The following is a 17,822-nucleotide window of genomic DNA, read 5'->3' on the forward strand; positions in this document are numbered from 1 at the left end:
GCGTCGAGTTCAAGTGCGATACGAAAAAGTGTTTGCATTTTAAATAGCTGCAGCTCGAATGTTAAATTGAACAAATCAGCAGACCTCGGCGCCACGCGAATCGCATACCACCACCCTTGCTGAATAATCTGCTGAGCGACATCGAAGGCATCGCCGCGTTATCCATACTGATTAATCACCATTATTTCATGCGTACGAATACGCTTCGCTATTCGTACCTACATCAATCCAATCACGTCTCCACCACCCCAGCCGTCTGTTGTTCTAACGTTTGGTGCGCGAGTGCGAGGTATTCTTTGGATTGCATTTCACTTAGGCGGCTGGCGGTGCGAAAGAATTCGGATGCTTGCAAGCCGGCGACGTAGACTTCTTCCACTGGCACATCAGCGGCGATGATGAGTTTGACGCGGTTGTCGTAAAACACGTCAACCAGCCAAGTAAAGCGGCGCGCTAGATTGCTTTGCTCGGCACTCAGTTTGGGCAGGCCGGATAAAAACACTGTGTGATATTCCTGCGCCAAGGCCAAATAATCGGCTTGGCCACGGCCATCACCACACAGCACAGCAAAGTCAAACCAGATTGCGCCACCGGCGCGGCGCCGTGCTTTTAGCTTGCGGCCTTCGATTTCAATCTGGGGGCTTTCATCGTGCGCGGTGGCCATTTTGATAAAAAGCTCGGTCAGTTCCTGCTCATTCTCGGCGTTATTGGGGTACAAATAAGTGCGTGCAGCAGTCAGCGTGCGTAGGCGGAAATCTTGGCCACCATCCACATTAAGCACGTCAAGTTTGGCTTTTAGGAGATCAATGGTCGGCAAAAAACTCGCCCGATGCAGGCCATTGGGGTACAGACCATCCGGTGGATAGTTCGAGGTCGTTACCAAGATCACGCCACGACTAAACAACTGCTCCATTAAGCGCCCCAAAATCATCGCATCAGCAATGTCGGAAACATGAAATTCGTCAAAACACAGCACGCGGCAAGACTTAGCCCAGTGCGCGGCGACTTTACCCAGCGGATCGTTTTGCCCTTGCTGGGCGCGTAAATCTTTATGGATTTGCTGCATAAAATGATGAAAATGCAGCCGCCTTTTGCGCTTAAACGGTAAGCCGGCGTAAAACGCATCCATCAAAAAGCTTTTGCCACGCCCCACCCCGCCCCAAAAATACAGGCCACGCGGTAGTGCAGGCATCGGCAATAAACTTTTGCCAAACAGGCGATTGCGCTTTTGCTTAAACACCACCAAAGCTTGCCAAAGCGTTTCGAGATGATCAATCGCAGTGGCTTGCGATTGGTCGCTAATAAAGCCTTCTTGGCTTGCCAGCGATTGATACCAAGTGAGCGGACTAATGCCAGCGGCGGGCGGCGCAATAACATGTTGTGACATACAAAATCTCGTGGTAAAGCCAAGCAATTCAAAAACCAATAGCAAAAAAAACCCTGCAACAGGGGCAGGGTTTTTATCGTTTAGCGAAAAATCAATTACAACGCTGCGGCGTTGTTCGCAAGGTAATCGGCAACACCGTCAGCCGATGCCGTCATGCCTTTTTTGCCTTTGTTCCAACCGGCTGGGCAAACTTCGCCGTGCTCTTCAGTAAATTGCAAGGCATCCACTACGCGGAGCATTTCGTCAATATCACGGCCCAATGGCAGGTTATTGATCACTTGGTGCTGCACCACACCGGCTTTGTCGATCAAGAATGAACCGCGCAAGGCCACGCCAGCGTCAGCCAATTCAACGTCGTAGGCTTTGCAAATTTCGTGTTTGATATCGGCCACCAAGGTGTAGCCAACTGGGCCAATACCGCCTTTATTTACTGGGGTATTGCGCCATGCCGAATGCGAGAATTGGCTGTCGATCGAAATACCAATCACTTCTACATTGCGTGCTTTAAATTCAGCCAAACGATGATCAAAAGCGATTAATTCTGACGGGCAAACGAAGGTAAAATCAAGCGGGTAAAAGAAAATAACCGCGTATTTATCTTTAATCACCGATTTCAGATTGTAGTTTTCAACGATCTCGCCCGAGCCTAAAACAGCAGCGGCGGTAAAATCAGGGGCTTGCTTCGCAACGAGTACAGACATGTAATGCTCCTAGCGGAATTAAATCGTAAGGGTTGAACAGCATGAGTAGCTTAAATATCGGGGCGTGCCGATTCAATTCAAGGCTAGTCATGTGATTTTTACTGATTATTTCGTATTCCTGCCCAATACCCAGCACGGCGCAGGCTTTGCTTGCCAATGTTCTTACAGCTTGCCATCATAGCAAAACTGACACCTTCATCACAAAGGCTTGCAATGATCGGCTCAAAATTCATTCAAATAACGACTGGTTTATTACTTTGTGCGTCGAGTCTACCTGGGTTTGCTAACGAAAAGACCATTACCATTCTGACACAACAAGATGTGTTTAATGATTACCAACAATTTATTGCTGGGCGTGACCCGGTCACACTCACGCAATATGGCGGCTCAGGCTCGCGCCGTGATGTGGTGGAATTGGTGTTAGTGCAACAGGCGCTCAAAGCCGGTGGCAATACGTACCCGATTAAAATCGTGAAAGTCGACAATACCAGCGATTCATATAACCGCTTTATTAAAGAAATCACTTCCGGATCGGCCACGCTGGGCGGCAATAGTGCTTGGCTGGTCGATTTAAAGCAAATTAACGACAAAGTGTTTATTAGCGAGCCCAGCATACGCCAAGGCGAATTTGAAGCGGGCCTTTATACCACCGCCGACAATGCCGATGCGCGGCTATCTAAAACACTACCGCAAATTCAAGCGCTCACCGCCGTGGTAGCCGAGAGCTGGCTGCCCGATGTCGCGACGCTAGAGGCCATTAAATTTAAGCATGTGTTGAAAACCCAAAGCTGGGATTCAATGGTCGGCATGTTGGGCAAAAAACGCGCCGATGTATTACTCGCGCCATTTCAGCCGACGCCGGACTTATCGATGCAAGCCGGTGGGCGTAAACTGGTGCCGATTGCCAATGTGAAAGTAGGACTACAAGGCAGCCGACATTTCTTTGTCAGCAAAGCCTCACCCATCGGCAGTGACGTTGCCAAATCACTCAATATGGGTCTGGCTAAATTACGGGAACAAGGCACCATCGAAAAAATCTATCGCGACTCGGGTTTTTTCAACTCAGTCACCCGGAACTGGGAACGGCTCAATTAAAACGACGGCTTAAAACCCAATTGCGGAATCTTATTCAATTTATCCACCCAAACTCATCGAGCCTCGCCAAGCAGCTTACCAATTTAGCCACAGTCAAACTTGGATCGCAGCTCACTTTGATTGACGGGTTTAAACTATGCGACAGGCCGCAGTCGGCCAACAGCGGTCATTGTGGTTTGTAGAATATATCCGGAGTGTCATGCTAAATCTGATTAAACAGGAGCCTAAAAATTGTTGATTGTTTTCGGAGGGTTACCAGGTACAGGAAAAACAACGATAGCGAAAGCACTCGCACGCAAGTTACCAGCGGTTTATCTCCGCATAGATACACTAGAGCAAGCACTTATCGCATCCCAGAAAGTTGGAGCTGATATTGGAGCTGCTGGCTATCTGGCGGGATATGCAGTTGCGCAAGATAATTTGCGTATTGGCTTGAACGTAGTCGCGGACTCAGTTAATTCGCTGCATGTCACGCGTCAAGCTTGGAAGAGTGTCGCTCTCGAAACAAATGTACCTATCTTCGAGATTGAGTTGATTTGCTCAGATGCAACTGAGCACCGTCAGAGAGTTGAGGGGCGGCAAGCTGATATCATCGGCCATAATCTACCGACTTGGAAGTGCGTCCTTGAACGTCGGTATGACAAATGGGAGTCCGAGCATCTTTTAATTGACACTGCCAATGTTTCAGCTGAACAAGCCTTAAACACAATTATTCATTGCCTATCGCTGTCACCACAAGAGTAACAAAAGCATCAACGACCGCTTTGGATCGGGTGCAGCCGCTCAACCCACTGGATCAATGCGTGAGCGTGGGTGGTGGCATCAAATAAGAACGGTGGATAAATTGATAAGAATCCGCACAATAGACCTCGCACCGTCATCGTCCGTACCCAGCACGATCGATGACGCGCTAGTAGGCAGCAAACCGAAATAACATCCTCGCCACAATGATTCAAGCTTTGCTGCAACACACCATCAGAACGTGATGGGTATTGCTTTGTACCCATTATAATAAAAAGCACTGCGAGCAATACCCTACCCGCCAACATCACACCAAGGGGGCGGGCTCACCAAAGTAATAGCCCTGCGCAAAATCAACGCCGATGGTGGCCAATTGCGCCAAAATCTCTTCGGTCTCGACAAATTCGGCAATGGTTTTGCAGCCCAAGCTGTGCGCGATGTCATTGACGGCAATCACCATTTGCCGAGCAACCCGGTCATCCACAATGCCGGTAACTAAACTGCCATCGATTTTTAAATAATCCACTGGTAAGGTTTTAAGGTAATTAAACGATGAAAAACCACTACCAAAATCATCCAAGGCAAACATACAGCCACGTGCACGTAAGGTTTCAATAAACTGCGTCGATTCTTTTAAATTAGAGATTGCCGCCGTCTCAGTGATTTCAAAACAAACAAACGTTGGCGATACACCGGTTAAATCCAGCTGTTGCAAAATAAATGCCAAGGTTTTTTTATTTAATGATTTGCCGGATAAATTAATTGCCAATTGCGGTGATGCGCGCTGCTCCTGTTTGCATTGCGCTAGGTATTTCAAGCTGTGCTCTACTACCCAGCAATCAATTAAAGCCATCATATCGTAGCGCTCGGCAGCGGGAATAAAAGCCCCCGGCGGGATAATTCGGCCGTTGGCATCGACTAAGCGCAATAAAATTTCATAATGCGGCAGTTGATGCAGCTCTCGGTCAAATGGCTCAATTTTTTGGTAATACAATTGAAAGCGATTTTGCTCGATGGCTTCTTTTAAGGTCGCCAATAATTGCAATTCATTATGCCGCTCTTGCAATTCAGTATCGTCTTGGCTGTACCAACTCAGGCGATTGCGGCCGGCGTCTTTGGCGGCAAAACAAGCGATGTCGGCTTGGCTCATCGCTTCTTGCGCGCTCACGCAGTGTGAATCGATCAAGACCAAACCAATACTCACCGTGACGCCATGTGGGCGACCTTTCCAGACAAAGCGAAATTGCGCCAGCGCATGCAAAATGCGCTCGGCCAAATTTTGCGCCTGCGGGATTTGGTCGCCAGAAATCAAAATCCCAAATTCATCGCCGCCTAAACGACCTAATAAGCTATTTTCGGTGCTCATTAAGCTTTGCAATAGATTGGTGACCAAACGCAGCAATTCATCGCCAGCCAAATGCCCGCAGGTATCGTTGACTAATTTAAATTGATCCAAATCGAGCAGCATTAAAATATGCTGCTGATTGGCTTCGACGGCCAACTGGTGCGCGGCGATCAGCGCACGCTCAAAACCACGGCGATTGGTTAGGCCAGTCAGGTAATCATGGTCGGCTTGGTACGCCAGCTTTTCGGTCAGCGCTTGCGATTCGGTCACGTCGTGCAGCACCAGCACCATGCCTTCCACCTGACCATCCGGATCGTTAATCGGCGCAACCGCATATTCAACAATAAATCGCTCACCGGCTCGATTGGCCAAGGCCACGGTTTGCCGGGCAATGGCTTTATTGCGCTCTCTGGCATGCTGCAAGACGGCAAAAAAATCAGCGCTTTTTAAGTCGCCGCCCTGACAGATGATTTGGCTAACACACCGATCCCGCACTTCGCTTTGCGACCAGCCAAGCAGGCGCTCGGCAGCAGGGTTGAGTAATTTAATTTTAAAGTCGGGCGTGGTGGTTAAGATGGCGTCGGTAATTGAAATCAGCGTCACATCGGCCAATTCTTTTTCTACATATAAAGCACGCTGCGCTTCTTCTCTTTGCTTTACGCCATGCTGCAGATTGATTCGCATTTGATTAAACGCGTGGACTAAAGATTGCAATTCATCATTTTCGGCGCGGCGCGCCAACTTGAGCGGCGCGGCGAGTAAATTGTAATTTAACTGGCCGGTGTATTGCGCAATGTGGCTTAAGTGACGGGCAATTAAGCGATGATACAAAATCAAAAAGCATAAACCCGCCGCGCCCATGCCAAAGCCTTCGAGCAATAGTAAGCGTAAAAATTGATCGAACAACTGGGTTTTAAAGCCTTTGAGCGAAACCGTCAGGCTCAACTGCCCCAGACTAACGTGCTGATTGGTGAGCGGATGCAAATAGGCAATCGGGAAGGTTTCGGTCAGCGTGTTCTCGGCACCTTGAATATCGACACCAGAGGCGTAAATTTGCCCGTCGTTTTCGACCAATTGCACGTAATCAATCACCCGCGTTTGCCGCAGAGAGTTTAATTGGCCATGTACCGCTTCGGTATTAACCAACCACAAATTACTCGCCAATTGCGATACGGCGCTATGCCCTAAAGTTCGCAAATCTGCCCGGGCTTTTAAAAGCCCGCGATTGTATTCAACTTGTAGCAAAACCAAAGTCAACGAAACCGTGACCACCAAGCCGGCAGCAAAAACTGACCACGCCAAACGCCACGCCAAACGATTTTCGGTATACCAAGTGCTTAAACGAGACAACAAAAAGGGCTTCACACCGAGAGTTCCAAATCACAAGTGCTCGAGAATAAACGCCAAGCCACTGAGAAACAACAAAAACCGTAAGGAATATTAGGAAATGCTACGATTGATTCAAATACAACAAGCAAGACGGCTGGTTGTAAAAATCACGCAAGAAAAAAAAGGGGGAAATAAATAGAAATGGTGCGCCCGGAGCGATTCGAACGCCCGACCCTCTGGTTCGTAGCCAGATACTCTATCCAACTGAGCTACGGGCGCACTGGCATGAATCAAAGGCTGATTCATACAAAGAGGCGTGATAATACAGCGCCTATCCGCTATCGTCAAGCCCATTTCGACAATTAATCGGCCTATAATGCGCCAATCCAATCCACTTCAGAGACGGCCAACATGCAATTTGAACATCTCATCCAAATTAACGACCTAACACAAATGCTCACGCCCTTACTGACTCGGCAACAACTGTGGCAAGGCTTGGTTTATCGCGCTGAATCGCCGATGGCGTTTATGGACCACGTCGATGAAGTCACACTACTTGAGCGCGGCCAAGACTGGGTGCAACGCAAAATGGTGATGGGCAAACTCACCGTCATCGATAAAATCCAATATGAGCACGCAACGCGGGTGCACTATCACACCGCAGCCAGCAGTGAGCATGGCGGCGGACAAATGATCATGAAAATTGAAGAACCCAGTCCAGAAGCGCTGTTTGTTCGTTTTACCTATATCACACCGCACCCCGACTCTCCCGATCCGGAAACAGCGCATTATCTTGAGTTTCTTAAATCAGCATGGCGTGAAACCGATATTGATACCGTTCGCAAAATCCGTGAGCTCGCCGCATCAGGGCAATTGGGCTAAATCACCTGACACCGAGCAGCCAAAAAGATTACACTCAAAGGCTTTTTTCGCTTTTTGGCACTCGGCATGCAACTCGGCATTATTTACACCCTGCTGGCCTTTTTGATCTGGGGCTTATTTCCGCTTTATTTTAAAGCACTGCATGGCATCGCCCCCGAAGAGATTGTGCTGCACCGCTTTATTTGGTCGCTGGTCTTTTTAAGCGCAGTGCTACTCATTAAGCAACGCTGGGGGTGGCTCAAACCGGCACTCAAACAACCCAAGCTGATTGGCGTTTTTATCTTGAGCGCCGTTTTACTCGCCAGCAACTGGTATACCTATATATGGGCCGTCAATGCTGGGCGCGTGGTTGATGCCAGCCTAGGGTATTTTATAAATCCTTTGATTAATGTGTTGCTAGGCGTTATTTTTTTGCACGAGCGCCTTCGCCCAGCCCAATGGCTGGCCATTGCCATTGCCGCAACAGGCGTTGCTTGGCTTACCTGGCAAGCTGGCCATTTGCCTTGGATTGCGCTGATCTTAGCGTGTACTTTCGCTCTATATGGTTTACTGCGAAAAACCGCCCAACTTGGCGCACTTGAAGGGTTGTCGCTAGAAACCTTGGTGTTATTTCCCATAGCGCTGGCTGCCATGGTGTATTTACTCGCCACAGGTCAAAGTGATTTTGTAAGCGCTCCAATCTCCACCCAAGCGTTAGTCTTGTTGGCGGGCCCAATTACCGCCATTCCACTGCTTTTGTTTGCTGCTGGCGCTAGAAAAATCCCACTGTCTTTGGTCGGCATTTTGCAATACACCGGCCCGACACTACAGCTATTAATTGGTGTGTTTATCTTTCATGAAACTTTTGATCTTGTTCGACTAATCGGTTTTGGTTTGATTTGGCTGGCCCTGCTGATTTATGCCATGGATGGTTGGTTCAATTACCGCAGAAATAGTAAATAATTATACCAATCAACTATTTCTTGATTGGTTACAAATCCTATATCATTGCGCCCCTGTATAAAGCAGCTCTAATTGACAATTTATAGGAATACGCAAGATGACGGCCCCAACTCTATTTGCCGAGAAAGACCTTACTGCCAACCCTGCGCCATTGGGCCTCATGGGCTTTGGCATGACGACTGTGCTATTGAACCTGCACAATCTGGGCCTGTTTGGTAATAGCGCCATGATCTTAGCCATGGGTATTTTTTATGGCGGTCTAGCCCAAGTCATCGCCGGCGTTTTGGAATGGAAAAAAGGCAATACCTTTGGGATGACCGCATTTACTTCATATGGCTGCTTCTGGCTGTCATTGGTTGGCTTGCTAGTCCTACCTGAAATGGGCTTAGCCGAAGCGGCAACCAGCTCAGCCATGGGCGCGTATTTATTGATGTGGGGTATTTTCACTGCGTTCTTGTTTATCGGCACACTCAAAATGGATAAAGCATCGCAATTTATCTTTGGTTCTTTGACCCTGTTATTTGCTTTGCTGGCGATCAGCGATTTCAGCGAATCAGCAACGATTAAGCAAATCGCTGGCTTTGTGGGTTTATTGTGCGGCGCATCGGCCATTTATACTGCAATGGCACAAGTGCTCAACGAAGTGTACGGCAAAACGATTTTATGCCTTGGCGGCAAAAGCCATTAATCGGGCCTAAATCAAGACCGCGTAAATAAAAAGCCATTCAGCGATTGAATGGCTTTTTATTTCTTCCTATTTCTTCCTGTTCCTTCCTATTTCTTCCGCGCCCTTTTGGCGTGAATAGGTTAAACACCGGATTTTTAACGCCAAAAGTAACCTAGTACATTGTCGTTGAATGCAGCAGCATGAAATACTCACGATACTGACCACTTGGAGTTGCTATCATGTCATTGAAAACCAAAGCATTATTTCCCCTACTTTTGGTTTTAGCCACTTCCGCATGGGCCTCTAGCCCATGGCGCGAAGGCCGCCATTACAGCCAAGGCGAGATTGTGCGTTATCAAGGCCAAACTTATAAAGCACGTCAAGGCCATCAAGCTGAGCGTGGCGCCAATTGGAATCCAGAAGCCGCAGCGTCACTCTGGGCACCGGTTGAGCGTCGAAATAACGGTCGTTTTGGCTGGCAAGAAGGTAAGTACTACAGCAAAGGTCAGATCGTGAATTATCAAGGCCGCAGCTATCGCGTTCGCCAAGGGCACAAAGCCGAGCGCGGTGCCAACTGGAATCCCACTGCCGCGCCATCGCTGTGGGAAGCATTAGATGGCGATCTCAATTGGCGCTAATTAATTGACGCTCATTTAATTTCGCCTCGCAATAAAAAAAGCGCATCAATCGATGCGCTTTTTTTATTTATTCAACAATATGCAGCTTAATGCAGCTTGAGCGATGGCCGAGCTACGCGGCGTAATTTATCCCCCACCCACAACAAGCCGGTCAACATCCAACCATGCACTGCCGCTTGATGCATCCGGTACAGCGAAGCGTAAATTAATTTCGCGCCACGACCTTCAACATAATAATTACGCTTAGGCCCAACAATCGACGCCAAACTGCCCACTGCCGTATGCTTACCCAAAGACACCATCATGCCTTGCGGTTTAAATACAAATGGCAACACTTCACGCCCTGCCAATTGTTGCTGAATCGTTTCTGCTAGCCATTCTGCTTGTTGATGCGCCACCTGAGCCGTCGCCGGCAAAATCACACCATCATCATTGGGTGAGCACGATGCGCAGTCCCCAATCGCATAAATATGCTTGTCGGTTAAGGTTTGCAAAGTGGCGGTCACTTCAATTTGATTTAAGCGATTGGTTTTTAAACCCAACGTTGTCAACCAATCTGCCCCTTTAACGCCTGCAACCCAAACTCGAATATCACTGTCAATTTGACGGCCATCGGCCAAGACAAAACCTTGCTCGGTCACTTCGACAACGCGGCTATTATTAGCGACTAAAATACCGCGCTCAGCCAAAGACTCGGTCGCGTATTCAGAAAGCGATTCCGGCGCGCCGGCTAAAATCCGACTCATCCCTTCGATAATGGTGATTTCTAGCTGTGCTGGGCTCAATTCAGCACCATAAATATGCATTTCACGGATGGTATGATCGATTTCAGCCGCCAATTCAACGCCCGTAGGGCCACCACCGACAATGCCAATATTGAGTTTACGGACTGAATTTCCTGAAATGCCGACGGCAAAAGAGAGATCGAGGATTTTTTTACGCAGTTGTTCGGCTTCAACGGGGTTATTCAAAAACATGCAGTGCTCTTTAGCGCCTGGCGTTGCAAAATCATTGGCAATCGCCCCTAATGCCAACACCAAGGTGTCGTAAGCAATTTCACGCGGTGCGGCGATTTGCTTGCCTTCTTGGTCTAACACCGCCGCCACTTGAATCACCTTACGTTCACGATCAACACCGGCCATCCAGCCAAACTCAAATTGATAATGGTTACGCCAAGCATGACCAAAATAATTGACTTCGTCCTCACCGGTATTGAGCGCACCGGTCGCCACTTCGTGCAATAACGGTTTCCAAATATGCGTCGCTGAGCCATCGACCAGCACCACTTTAGCTCGCTTGGCCGAGCCCAAAGTGCGTCCCAATTTAGTGGCTAACTCTAAACCACCAGCTCCGCCGCCAACGACGACGATACGATGCAACTTTGTGCTCATAAAAGGCTCCCCAAATGACGTGCCGCAAGGCGAATTAATGTGTCTTGAGTATACCTTGAGCATGCAATGGATTGTAATTTTAATACGTAATAAAAGACAAAATGATCAAGATAAAATTACATCGTCATTTCGAGCTGGTATCTCAATTACGGGGTATCACCACCTGAGCCTGATGAATCAAGCGCTCGCAATCAATACCACTAAAAATAAACCTGCCGCTAATCAACACGCGGGGCCAACACCCGTTCTAACAATGACTTGACCATCGCCGGCTCAAAAGGCTTATCACAAATCCCTGACACCCCCGCCTGCTCGATCGCGGCCAATCGACCACCATCGGTCTCAGAAGAAACCATTAAAATCGGCAACTGACTTTGCCAGCTTTGAGTGCGTACATATTCAATTAATGCCTGACCATCCATTTCGGGCATATTGTAATCGGTGATTAACAAATCAAAAGCACTGTCTTCTAGCAAGTCTTTGCCCTCTTTGCCGTTCTCTGCCTCAGTGATATTACGAATCCCCAGGTTTTCTAGCACTTTTCGCATGTAATTTCGGGCGGCGCGTGAATCATCCACCAATAAAACCCGAATATATTCCAACTCAATTTCATGCTCTTCGAGCGAATGATCAACCGTTAAATAATCCAAGGTCATCATTAACGCGTTATTTAAATGTTCATTGCTAAATGGTTTAGGCAATATTGCGCAAGCACCCAGCTGCCGTACCGGCTCGAGCACCTGAGTCCGCATTTCACTTGAAATCAAAATAAACGCTAAATCTTGCGTTTCAGCATGCTCACGCAATTGCGTCAGTAATTGAACACCGGTCATATCCGATAAATACAAAGCACTTAAAATCAAATTAGGTGATTGCGCGGTCAAGGGTTGCAGCAATGCGAGGGCGGCACTGGCGGTTTCAACCCAACGCACATTGACGATGCCCAATTCGAGTAAGCACGCCTCCACGACCTTACCTTGTACTGCTGACGGCTCAACCACTAAAGCGCGTAAATCACTAGGTACATAAAATGAACTCATTTGAGCCACCCAATTAAGACATTCTTTCTTTATAGCGGAGACTTTACAGCGTGAGCAAGAAAAACAAAGGAAAATTCAAAGCAATTGATGTAAGCGCAACTCAGCTTTTAGATAGGCATACAAAACGGCGGCCATCACCAATCCCGCCACACCCAACATCGCCTCCATCAACAGCATCGCCAGTAATAACTCCCAAGCTTTGGCACGAATTTGAGTGCCAATGATGTGTGCATTTAAAAAATACTCCCCTTTATGAATCAAAACCAAAAACACCAGCGATGCAATTGCAATCGACAACGATTGCGAAAGACTGACCGTCACAATAATGGCATTAGAAAGTAAATTTCCCACGATCGGTAGTAAGCCCAAAATAAAAGTTAAAACCAGCATCGTTTTAACAAATGGCAAATGAACACCGACTGCTGGCAAAATCAGTAACAAATACACGCTCGCCAACGCGGTATTAATCAAAGATATTTTCAATTGCGCAACCATCACCACACGAAACGCCAAGGCAAAGCCCTGCACCCGAATAAGCAGCGCCTGACTTAAGCACCCCAACTGATCACGCCGACCGACTTCGCTCAAAGCCACAATGCCGCCAATCACCATCCCAACCACACTATGGGCGAACAAAACCCCCAACTCTTTGCCTGTCGCCTGCAGCTGCGCAACATGGTGATGCAATAGATTCAGCAATTCAGCCTGAATACCCGTCGGACTACTGGGCCAGTCTTGGCTGAGCCAGGCCGGTAAAACCCCTTTGGCTTGCGCAATGATCTGCGCCATTTTACTCAGCAAGGCAATCAAGCCGTACTCTGACTTCATCAGGGTCAATATGGCTAAAATCAAAAAGACCAGCGATGTAATCACCAATCCTGACAACAAAGCCAGCGCCAGCCACCGACTCCACGCCATCGACAAAGCACCTAAAGTCAGCCCAGCCAAAGCTTGAATCAATAAAAAGACCAGCATACCGGCCAGCAATGCCGGCACAAGATGCAATAAAAAAATTGCCAACAGCAAGCTGGCCACAATGCAAAGCGAGGCCACATCAACCCCAGTGCTCGGGCGCGGCCCATGCAAAGGAATCGTCTGCGGCGCTTGCACGCGAAATAAACGCATAATTAACCTCACCATAAATATGGGGTATATCCATCAAGACTAAATAATATATAGACTAGATGGCAATACCCAATCAGGCTAATGATATTTTAACCACATAAAACCACAAAAATCGTGACGTCTATCGCCATCGGTTTGTCAGCGAATGCGAGTTTAATAAGAGAAATTTGTGTCAGTTAATCCAGTTTTAGCATTTTTAGCTGAGATGGATCGCGAATCAGGGCAATTAAAATCAATACCTCAACACATTAATTTAAAAGAATCAACGACCTGCCATTCAATTTAACTGAATGACTTACACAAGTCTTTTTGCTATTCAATCAAATACCTATGGACTACGATACACACAGATTACTCCAATAGGAATACAGCAGAATGCCAACGACCAAAGTACTCGCCCTCAGCGGCAGCTTACGCAGCAAATCGAGCAATAAAGGCCTACTTCGCTACGCGCAAGCCAATACACCGGAAGGCATGCAAATTGAAATCGCCGATTTATCTGATGTCCCTTTTTATAACGCCGACATCACTGAGCAACCTACTGCGGTTAAAACACTACTCGCGCAATTTGCTACGGCAGATGCTTTTTTGTTTGCTGGACCCGAATACAACTACTCAATTTCACCCGCGCTTAAAAACGCCATCGACTGGGCTTCACGCGCGCCAGACAACGCCTTGCTTGGCGGCAAAGCGGCCGCTGTAATGGGCTCTGGCGGCGGCATGGGCACCTCGCGCGCTCAATATCATTTACGCCAAGTTTTTGTCTTTACTGACATCCATCCCATTAATAAGCCCGAAGTGTTTGCCAATGCGTTTGCTGGGCAATTTGATGCCGATGGCAACCTGACCGACGAACGAATTCAAGATGGCGTAAAACAATTATTAGCCGCACTCGCTACTTGGTCGCTGCAACTGCGTAAGTAAAGTACGGATTCAAGCTCGAAAATCGACATAAGCAGCCATAAAAAAACACCCTCGATCTCTCGAGGGTGTTTTGCATTTATAAGTACAACAAATCAATATTACTTATCGGTTAAAGCATCAACGCCTGGTAGCGCCTTGCCTTCCAAGAATTCAAGTGATGCGCCACCACCAGTAGAAACATGGCTCACTTGATCTTCAAGACCGGCTTTTTCAACCGCCGCCACTGAATCACCACCACCGACGATGGTAATTGCGCCATTGGCTGTGGCTTCTACTAAAGCATGTGCAATGGCGAATGTACCAACCGCCGAAGCATCAATTTCAAAGACGCCCATCGGGCCATTCCACAATACCGTTTTCGCTGACTTGATAATCTCAGCGTACCGCGCGCAAGAAGCCGGGCCGATATCCACACCTTCTTGATCAGCAGGAATCGCTGTGGACGCAACTTCAACCAAACCATCCAAAGTACGAGCATCAAAATTTAAAGCGCGTGTCACCATAGTGTCGCTTGGCAATACCAACTTATCACCCGCTTGGGCAATCAATTCACGTGCCAAATCAACCTTGTCGTTTTCGCACAATGATTTACCAATCTCGTAGCCTTGCGCTTTCAAGAAAGTAAACGCCATACCGCCGCCAATGATCAATTTATCCACTTTTGGCAACAAGGCTTGAATCACGTCGATTTTGCCGGAGATTTTCGAACCACCAATAATCGCCACCAAAGGACGAACTGGCTTATTGACCGCTTCACCCAAAAAGTCGAGTTCTTTTTTCAGCAAGTAACCCGCAGCACGTGGCAAATCGACGCCCACCATTGAAGAATGTGCGCGGTGAGCCGTACCAAATGCGTCATTGACAAACACATCGCCCAATTTAGACAAGCTGGCGCGAAATGCAGCCACTTGCGCTGGATCGGCTTTAACTGAATTGCCGTCAGCGTCTTTGGCCTTGCCTTCTTCTTCAATATGGAAACGCACGTTTTCCAGCAAGACCACTTGGCCAGGCTGAACCGCAGCACACGCCGCTTCTACTTCTGCGCCGACACAATCGTTCAAAAATTGTACTGGGCTACCGAGCAACTCAGTTAAACGCGCAGCAACGGGCGCTAAGCTGTATTTTTCTACTTTCTGTCCATTCGGGCGGCCCAAATGTGACATCAAAATCACTGAAGCACCTTGCGCTAAGGCATAACGAATCGTTGGCAATGCGGCGCGAATACGCTTATCACTTTCAACCACACCATTTTTAACTGGCACGTTAAAGTCAACACGGATCAGAACACGTTTGCCTGCAAGATCGAGGTCTTCAATAAATAACTTAGCCATACACAGTTCTCCAATTAAGCGCGGGTGAATTATATCAAGTGCCGATTGTAGCAAGAACCAGCGCTAAAAACGTTGTCGATTCTCAGTTTATCTGCACACAACATGGGAAATACTACGTATTAATACTAGATTTTCTCGACTACCAACCGCCAACCGACCCCATCAACTTAGTTTTTAGCGCCATTGAACCACCATTCGAGCAAATTGTAAGCGACGAGCAGCGCCCAAAGCCTTAGAATAGCGACGCTTACAAAGGAACTATCATGTCAATGAAGAAATTTGAACTAGAAAAACGCAAAGCTGAAAAGCTACACAATGATCTAGGTGCAGCCAATGCCCCTGCTCGTTTTGGCCAAGCAGCAATAACCATGCTCGACAAGAAAGAACAGCGCAAACAAGATCAAGCCAAAGGCTTGGTACCATTTGCCTGCAAACTCAACAAAGATCTCGTACAAGAGCTACACGCCCGTTGCTCAGAACGTGAAATGACACTTAATGATTTGGTGGCTGAGTTGATTCAAACCGGCCTCGCTAAATAATGCAACGCACCATTTTTGATACGCCCATCATTCGTGATGTAATGCCAAGGCTATCAAAATGGTTGCTCAACTCATTAGGGTGGCGCCTAAAAGGTGACTTTCCTGCGCTAGATAAATATGTACTCATCGCTGCGCCACATACCAGCAACTGGGATTTCCCCATTGGGCTGGCATTGTGTTTTATTGCACGGCAAAAAGTCTACTGGATGGGCAAACATACTTTATTTGTCGGTCCACTTGGATTTTTAGCGCGCTGGCTCGGCGGGATTTCTGTTGATCGACGCAAGTCGAACTCTTTAGTTGAGCAAATTGCCGATATTTATCAACGCAGTGAGCGCCTCATCATTGCCATTCCACCGGAAGGCACGCGGCAAAAAGTACATCGTTGGAAAACCGGATTTTACTATATCGCATTGAAAGCCAATGTACCCATCGTATTGGGATATATTGACTTCAAAGAAAAAACCGGTGGTTGTGGTATGGTTTTTTATCCAACAGGCGATATTGAGGCCGACATGCTGGTGATTCAGCATTTTTATCAGGGCATCAGCGGAAAAAATCCTCAGTACCAATAAGATGTCGACGTAAAAAAACCCAGCAAGCTGGGTTTTTTTCTACATCAACAAACCGAGTAATTAAACTGGTTGAATGTTTGATGCTTGCTTGCCTTTAGGACCAGTAGTAACGTCAAACGAAACTTTTTGGCCTTCAGCTAAAGTTTTGAAACCTTTAGAGTTGATTTGTGAGAAGTGAGCAAACAAATCTTCGCCGCCTTCATCTGGAGTGATGAAGCCGAAGCCTTTAGAATCGTTGAACCACTTAACTGTACCTTGAGCCATTTTGTATTTCCCTAAAAATAAAATAAATATAAAGCACGAAAATCAAGGGAAATGAAGCACTGCGGTACGGCAAGGCCACTACATCACACACATCCACTACTTGAAGATCCTGCAGCTCGTATCTTCGCTGAGCGCGCCGCTGCTGGCAAGCATTATTTGAGGTTTTTCGCTAAAAAGAGTGGATTAAGTCAATATTTACTGAAAACCGGACTGTTTTTAAGGCCTCACACTTTGTTTTTCCAGAACATCGACCATCATCGCCTTTAAATTTTCAACTTCCAGCTCCAAATGAGCAACGCGTGCCACGAGACCCAATTGCGGTATTTCCACCGACACCAAAGGTGGCTCCCCGGCCAATAAATGACACCAACGACACTCTCTCGCACCGGCTTGTTTTGGCATTTGCAACACCAAAGCCGCAGATTGCCGTGCGGCGAGCTCCTCTAAAAACCCTTCAACCGCCGAAATATCAGCAAATCGGTGCAAACGTTCGCAATTTAAGCGCAACTCCCCCGACGTTTGCGGTCCACGTAACATCAGCACAGCCAATAGCGCGACCGATTGACTCGGAATACACAACACCTTAGCCAATGCCTGCTCATAGCGCAGTACACGGCCCTTATTCACTTCTACCACCCAACCTTGCTCACGCAAACGATCGAGAGCAACAAGCAGCTCGGCTTCTGTCGCTTCAATCACCGGCTCGCGACTAGATTTTTGATTGCAAGCCGCAAGCAAAGCATTCAACGTTAAAGGATATGAGTCCGGTACGGTGTGTTGTTTTTCGATTAAAGCGCCAAGTAGTCGTATTTCTAACTGATTTAATTTATTCGCTTCAATCATTGAGCCAGCTCCTTGCTAAATAAACACATTATCTTCGCTTCATGCTCAAATCAAAACTATAAATAC

Annotated in this window: 18 protein-coding genes and 1 tRNA gene; 9 read left to right on the plus strand and 10 right to left on the minus strand. The window is 47.5% G+C overall.

Features of this window, described 5'->3' with window-relative positions:
• Positions 1-232: 232 nt before the first annotated feature.
• Both zapE and Q0V82_RS10560 read right to left on the minus strand, forming a co-directional pair.
• On the minus strand, positions 233-1,384 hold the full coding sequence (zapE, locus tag Q0V82_RS10555; RefSeq protein WP_297575545.1) for a cell division protein ZapE: 1,152 nt from the start codon (positions 1,382-1,384) through the stop codon (positions 233-235).
• A gap of 95 nt (positions 1,385-1,479) precedes the next feature.
• Positions 1,480-2,085, minus strand: a complete 606-nt coding sequence (locus Q0V82_RS10560) for a peroxiredoxin (protein WP_297575548.1) — start codon at positions 2,083-2,085, stop codon at positions 1,480-1,482.
• Between the two features lie 213 nt (positions 2,086-2,298).
• On the opposite strand from Q0V82_RS10560, the gene Q0V82_RS10565 reads away from it, so the two are divergent.
• Both Q0V82_RS10565 and Q0V82_RS10570 read left to right on the plus strand, forming a co-directional pair.
• Positions 2,299-3,180, plus strand: a complete 882-nt coding sequence (locus Q0V82_RS10565; RefSeq protein ID WP_297575549.1) for a hypothetical protein — start codon at positions 2,299-2,301, stop codon at positions 3,178-3,180.
• Positions 3,181-3,411: 231 nt separating this feature from the next.
• Positions 3,412-3,924: an AAA family ATPase gene (locus tag Q0V82_RS10570; RefSeq protein WP_297575550.1), complete on the plus strand. Its 513-nt coding sequence runs from the start codon at positions 3,412-3,414 to the stop codon at positions 3,922-3,924.
• A gap of 304 nt (positions 3,925-4,228) precedes the next feature.
• Here the strand turns inward: Q0V82_RS10570 and Q0V82_RS10575 are convergent, their stop codons facing one another.
• On the minus strand, positions 4,229-6,631 hold the full coding sequence (locus Q0V82_RS10575; RefSeq protein ID WP_297575551.1) for an EAL domain-containing protein: 2,403 nt from the start codon (positions 6,629-6,631) through the stop codon (positions 4,229-4,231).
• Between the two features lie 166 nt (positions 6,632-6,797).
• Positions 6,798-6,874 (minus strand) — tRNA-Arg (locus tag Q0V82_RS10580).
• A 132-nt stretch (positions 6,875-7,006) separates the two neighbouring features.
• Here Q0V82_RS10580 and Q0V82_RS10585 point away from each other — a divergent pair.
• The 4 genes from Q0V82_RS10585 to Q0V82_RS10600 all read left to right on the plus strand — a co-directional run bounded on the left by Q0V82_RS10585 (position 7,007) and on the right by Q0V82_RS10600 (position 9,724).
• Positions 7,007-7,477: an SRPBCC family protein gene (locus Q0V82_RS10585; protein WP_297575552.1), complete on the plus strand. Its 471-nt coding sequence runs from the start codon at positions 7,007-7,009 to the stop codon at positions 7,475-7,477.
• A gap of 66 nt (positions 7,478-7,543) precedes the next feature.
• Positions 7,544-8,419: an EamA family transporter RarD gene (rarD, locus tag Q0V82_RS10590; RefSeq protein WP_297575553.1), complete on the plus strand. Its 876-nt coding sequence runs from the start codon at positions 7,544-7,546 to the stop codon at positions 8,417-8,419.
• Positions 8,420-8,516: 97 nt separating this feature from the next.
• Positions 8,517-9,107, plus strand: a complete 591-nt coding sequence (locus Q0V82_RS10595; RefSeq protein WP_297575555.1) for an acetate uptake transporter — start codon at positions 8,517-8,519, stop codon at positions 9,105-9,107.
• Between the two features lie 218 nt (positions 9,108-9,325).
• Positions 9,326-9,724 (plus strand): carbohydrate-binding protein, encoded by a 399-nt coding sequence (locus tag Q0V82_RS10600; RefSeq protein ID WP_297575557.1) that lies wholly within the window; start codon positions 9,326-9,328, stop codon positions 9,722-9,724.
• 86 nt (positions 9,725-9,810) lie between these two features.
• Here Q0V82_RS10600 and Q0V82_RS10605 read toward each other — a convergent pair whose 3' ends face one another.
• The 3 genes from Q0V82_RS10605 to Q0V82_RS10615 all read right to left on the minus strand — a co-directional run bounded on the left by Q0V82_RS10605 (position 9,811) and on the right by Q0V82_RS10615 (position 13,280).
• Complete coding sequence (locus Q0V82_RS10605) at positions 9,811-11,115, minus strand: NAD(P)/FAD-dependent oxidoreductase (RefSeq protein WP_297575559.1); 1,305 nt, start codon at positions 11,113-11,115, stop codon at positions 9,811-9,813.
• Between the two features lie 218 nt (positions 11,116-11,333).
• Complete coding sequence (locus tag Q0V82_RS10610; RefSeq protein WP_297575561.1) at positions 11,334-12,155, minus strand: response regulator; 822 nt, start codon at positions 12,153-12,155, stop codon at positions 11,334-11,336.
• Positions 12,156-12,230: 75 nt separating this feature from the next.
• On the minus strand, positions 12,231-13,280 hold the full coding sequence (locus tag Q0V82_RS10615; protein ID WP_297575563.1) for a hypothetical protein: 1,050 nt from the start codon (positions 13,278-13,280) through the stop codon (positions 12,231-12,233).
• 375 nt (positions 13,281-13,655) lie between these two features.
• On the opposite strand from Q0V82_RS10615, the gene Q0V82_RS10620 reads away from it, so the two are divergent.
• On the plus strand, positions 13,656-14,204 hold the full coding sequence (locus Q0V82_RS10620) for an NADPH-dependent FMN reductase (protein ID WP_297575565.1): 549 nt from the start codon (positions 13,656-13,658) through the stop codon (positions 14,202-14,204).
• A gap of 98 nt (positions 14,205-14,302) precedes the next feature.
• Here the strand turns inward: Q0V82_RS10620 and pgk are convergent, their stop codons facing one another.
• Positions 14,303-15,535, minus strand: coding sequence for a phosphoglycerate kinase (gene pgk, locus Q0V82_RS10625; RefSeq protein ID WP_297575566.1), 1,233 nt, complete (start codon positions 15,533-15,535; stop codon positions 14,303-14,305).
• Positions 15,536-15,798: 263 nt separating this feature from the next.
• On the opposite strand from pgk, the gene Q0V82_RS10630 reads away from it, so the two are divergent.
• A complete protein-coding gene (locus tag Q0V82_RS10630) occupies positions 15,799-16,074 on the plus strand; it encodes a hypothetical protein (protein ID WP_297575568.1) in 276 nt (91 codons plus the stop codon).
• On the plus strand, positions 16,074-16,649 hold the full coding sequence (locus Q0V82_RS10635; protein ID WP_297575570.1) for a lysophospholipid acyltransferase family protein: 576 nt from the start codon (positions 16,074-16,076) through the stop codon (positions 16,647-16,649). Before Q0V82_RS10630 ends, Q0V82_RS10635 begins: the two co-directional genes overlap by 1 nt.
• 60 nt (positions 16,650-16,709) lie before the next feature.
• Here Q0V82_RS10635 and Q0V82_RS10640 read toward each other — a convergent pair whose 3' ends face one another.
• Both Q0V82_RS10640 and Q0V82_RS10645 read right to left on the minus strand, forming a co-directional pair.
• Entirely contained in the window at positions 16,710-16,913 is a 204-nt protein-coding gene (locus tag Q0V82_RS10640; protein WP_173533694.1) for a cold-shock protein, read from the minus strand.
• A gap of 216 nt (positions 16,914-17,129) precedes the next feature.
• Positions 17,130-17,756 carry a YceH family protein gene (locus Q0V82_RS10645; protein WP_297575572.1) on the minus strand — a complete coding sequence of 209 codons (627 nt, stop codon included), beginning with the start codon at positions 17,754-17,756 and terminating at the stop codon, positions 17,130-17,132.
• Between the last annotated feature and the right edge of the window lie 66 nt (positions 17,757-17,822).

The sequence above is a fragment of the uncultured Deefgea sp. genome, from assembly GCF_947072475.1.
In the GTDB taxonomy this organism is placed as follows: domain Bacteria; phylum Pseudomonadota; class Gammaproteobacteria; order Burkholderiales; family Chitinibacteraceae; genus Deefgea.

Coding starts and splice junctions, on each gene's coding strand:
- Q0V82_RS10605 (WP_297575559.1), bottom strand. CDS start 11,115: ATGAGCACAAAGTTGCATCGTATCGTCGTCGTTGGCGGCGGAGCTGGT.
- pgk (WP_297575566.1), bottom strand. CDS start 15,535: ATGGCTAAGTTATTTATTGAAGACCTCGATCTTGCAGGCAAACGTGTT.
- Q0V82_RS10635 (WP_297575570.1), top strand. CDS start 16,074: ATGCAACGCACCATTTTTGATACGCCCATCATTCGTGATGTAATGCCA.
- Q0V82_RS10600 (WP_297575557.1), top strand. CDS start 9,326: ATGTCATTGAAAACCAAAGCATTATTTCCCCTACTTTTGGTTTTAGCC.
- Q0V82_RS10585 (WP_297575552.1), top strand. CDS start 7,007: ATGCAATTTGAACATCTCATCCAAATTAACGACCTAACACAAATGCTC.
- Q0V82_RS10615 (WP_297575563.1), bottom strand. CDS start 13,280: ATGCGTTTATTTCGCGTGCAAGCGCCGCAGACGATTCCTTTGCATGGG.
- rarD (WP_297575553.1), top strand. CDS start 7,544: ATGCAACTCGGCATTATTTACACCCTGCTGGCCTTTTTGATCTGGGGC.
- Q0V82_RS10610 (WP_297575561.1), bottom strand. CDS start 12,155: ATGAGTTCATTTTATGTACCTAGTGATTTACGCGCTTTAGTGGTTGAG.
- Q0V82_RS10645 (WP_297575572.1), bottom strand. CDS start 17,756: ATGATTGAAGCGAATAAATTAAATCAGTTAGAAATACGACTACTTGGC.
- Q0V82_RS10640 (WP_173533694.1), bottom strand. CDS start 16,913: ATGGCTCAAGGTACAGTTAAGTGGTTCAACGATTCTAAAGGCTTCGGC.
- Q0V82_RS10565 (WP_297575549.1), top strand. CDS start 2,299: ATGATCGGCTCAAAATTCATTCAAATAACGACTGGTTTATTACTTTGT.
- Q0V82_RS10630 (WP_297575568.1), top strand. CDS start 15,799: ATGTCAATGAAGAAATTTGAACTAGAAAAACGCAAAGCTGAAAAGCTA.
- Q0V82_RS10560 (WP_297575548.1), bottom strand. CDS start 2,085: ATGTCTGTACTCGTTGCGAAGCAAGCCCCTGATTTTACCGCCGCTGCT.
- Q0V82_RS10595 (WP_297575555.1), top strand. CDS start 8,517: ATGACGGCCCCAACTCTATTTGCCGAGAAAGACCTTACTGCCAACCCT.
- zapE (WP_297575545.1), bottom strand. CDS start 1,384: ATGTCACAACATGTTATTGCGCCGCCCGCCGCTGGCATTAGTCCGCTC.
- Q0V82_RS10620 (WP_297575565.1), top strand. CDS start 13,656: ATGCCAACGACCAAAGTACTCGCCCTCAGCGGCAGCTTACGCAGCAAA.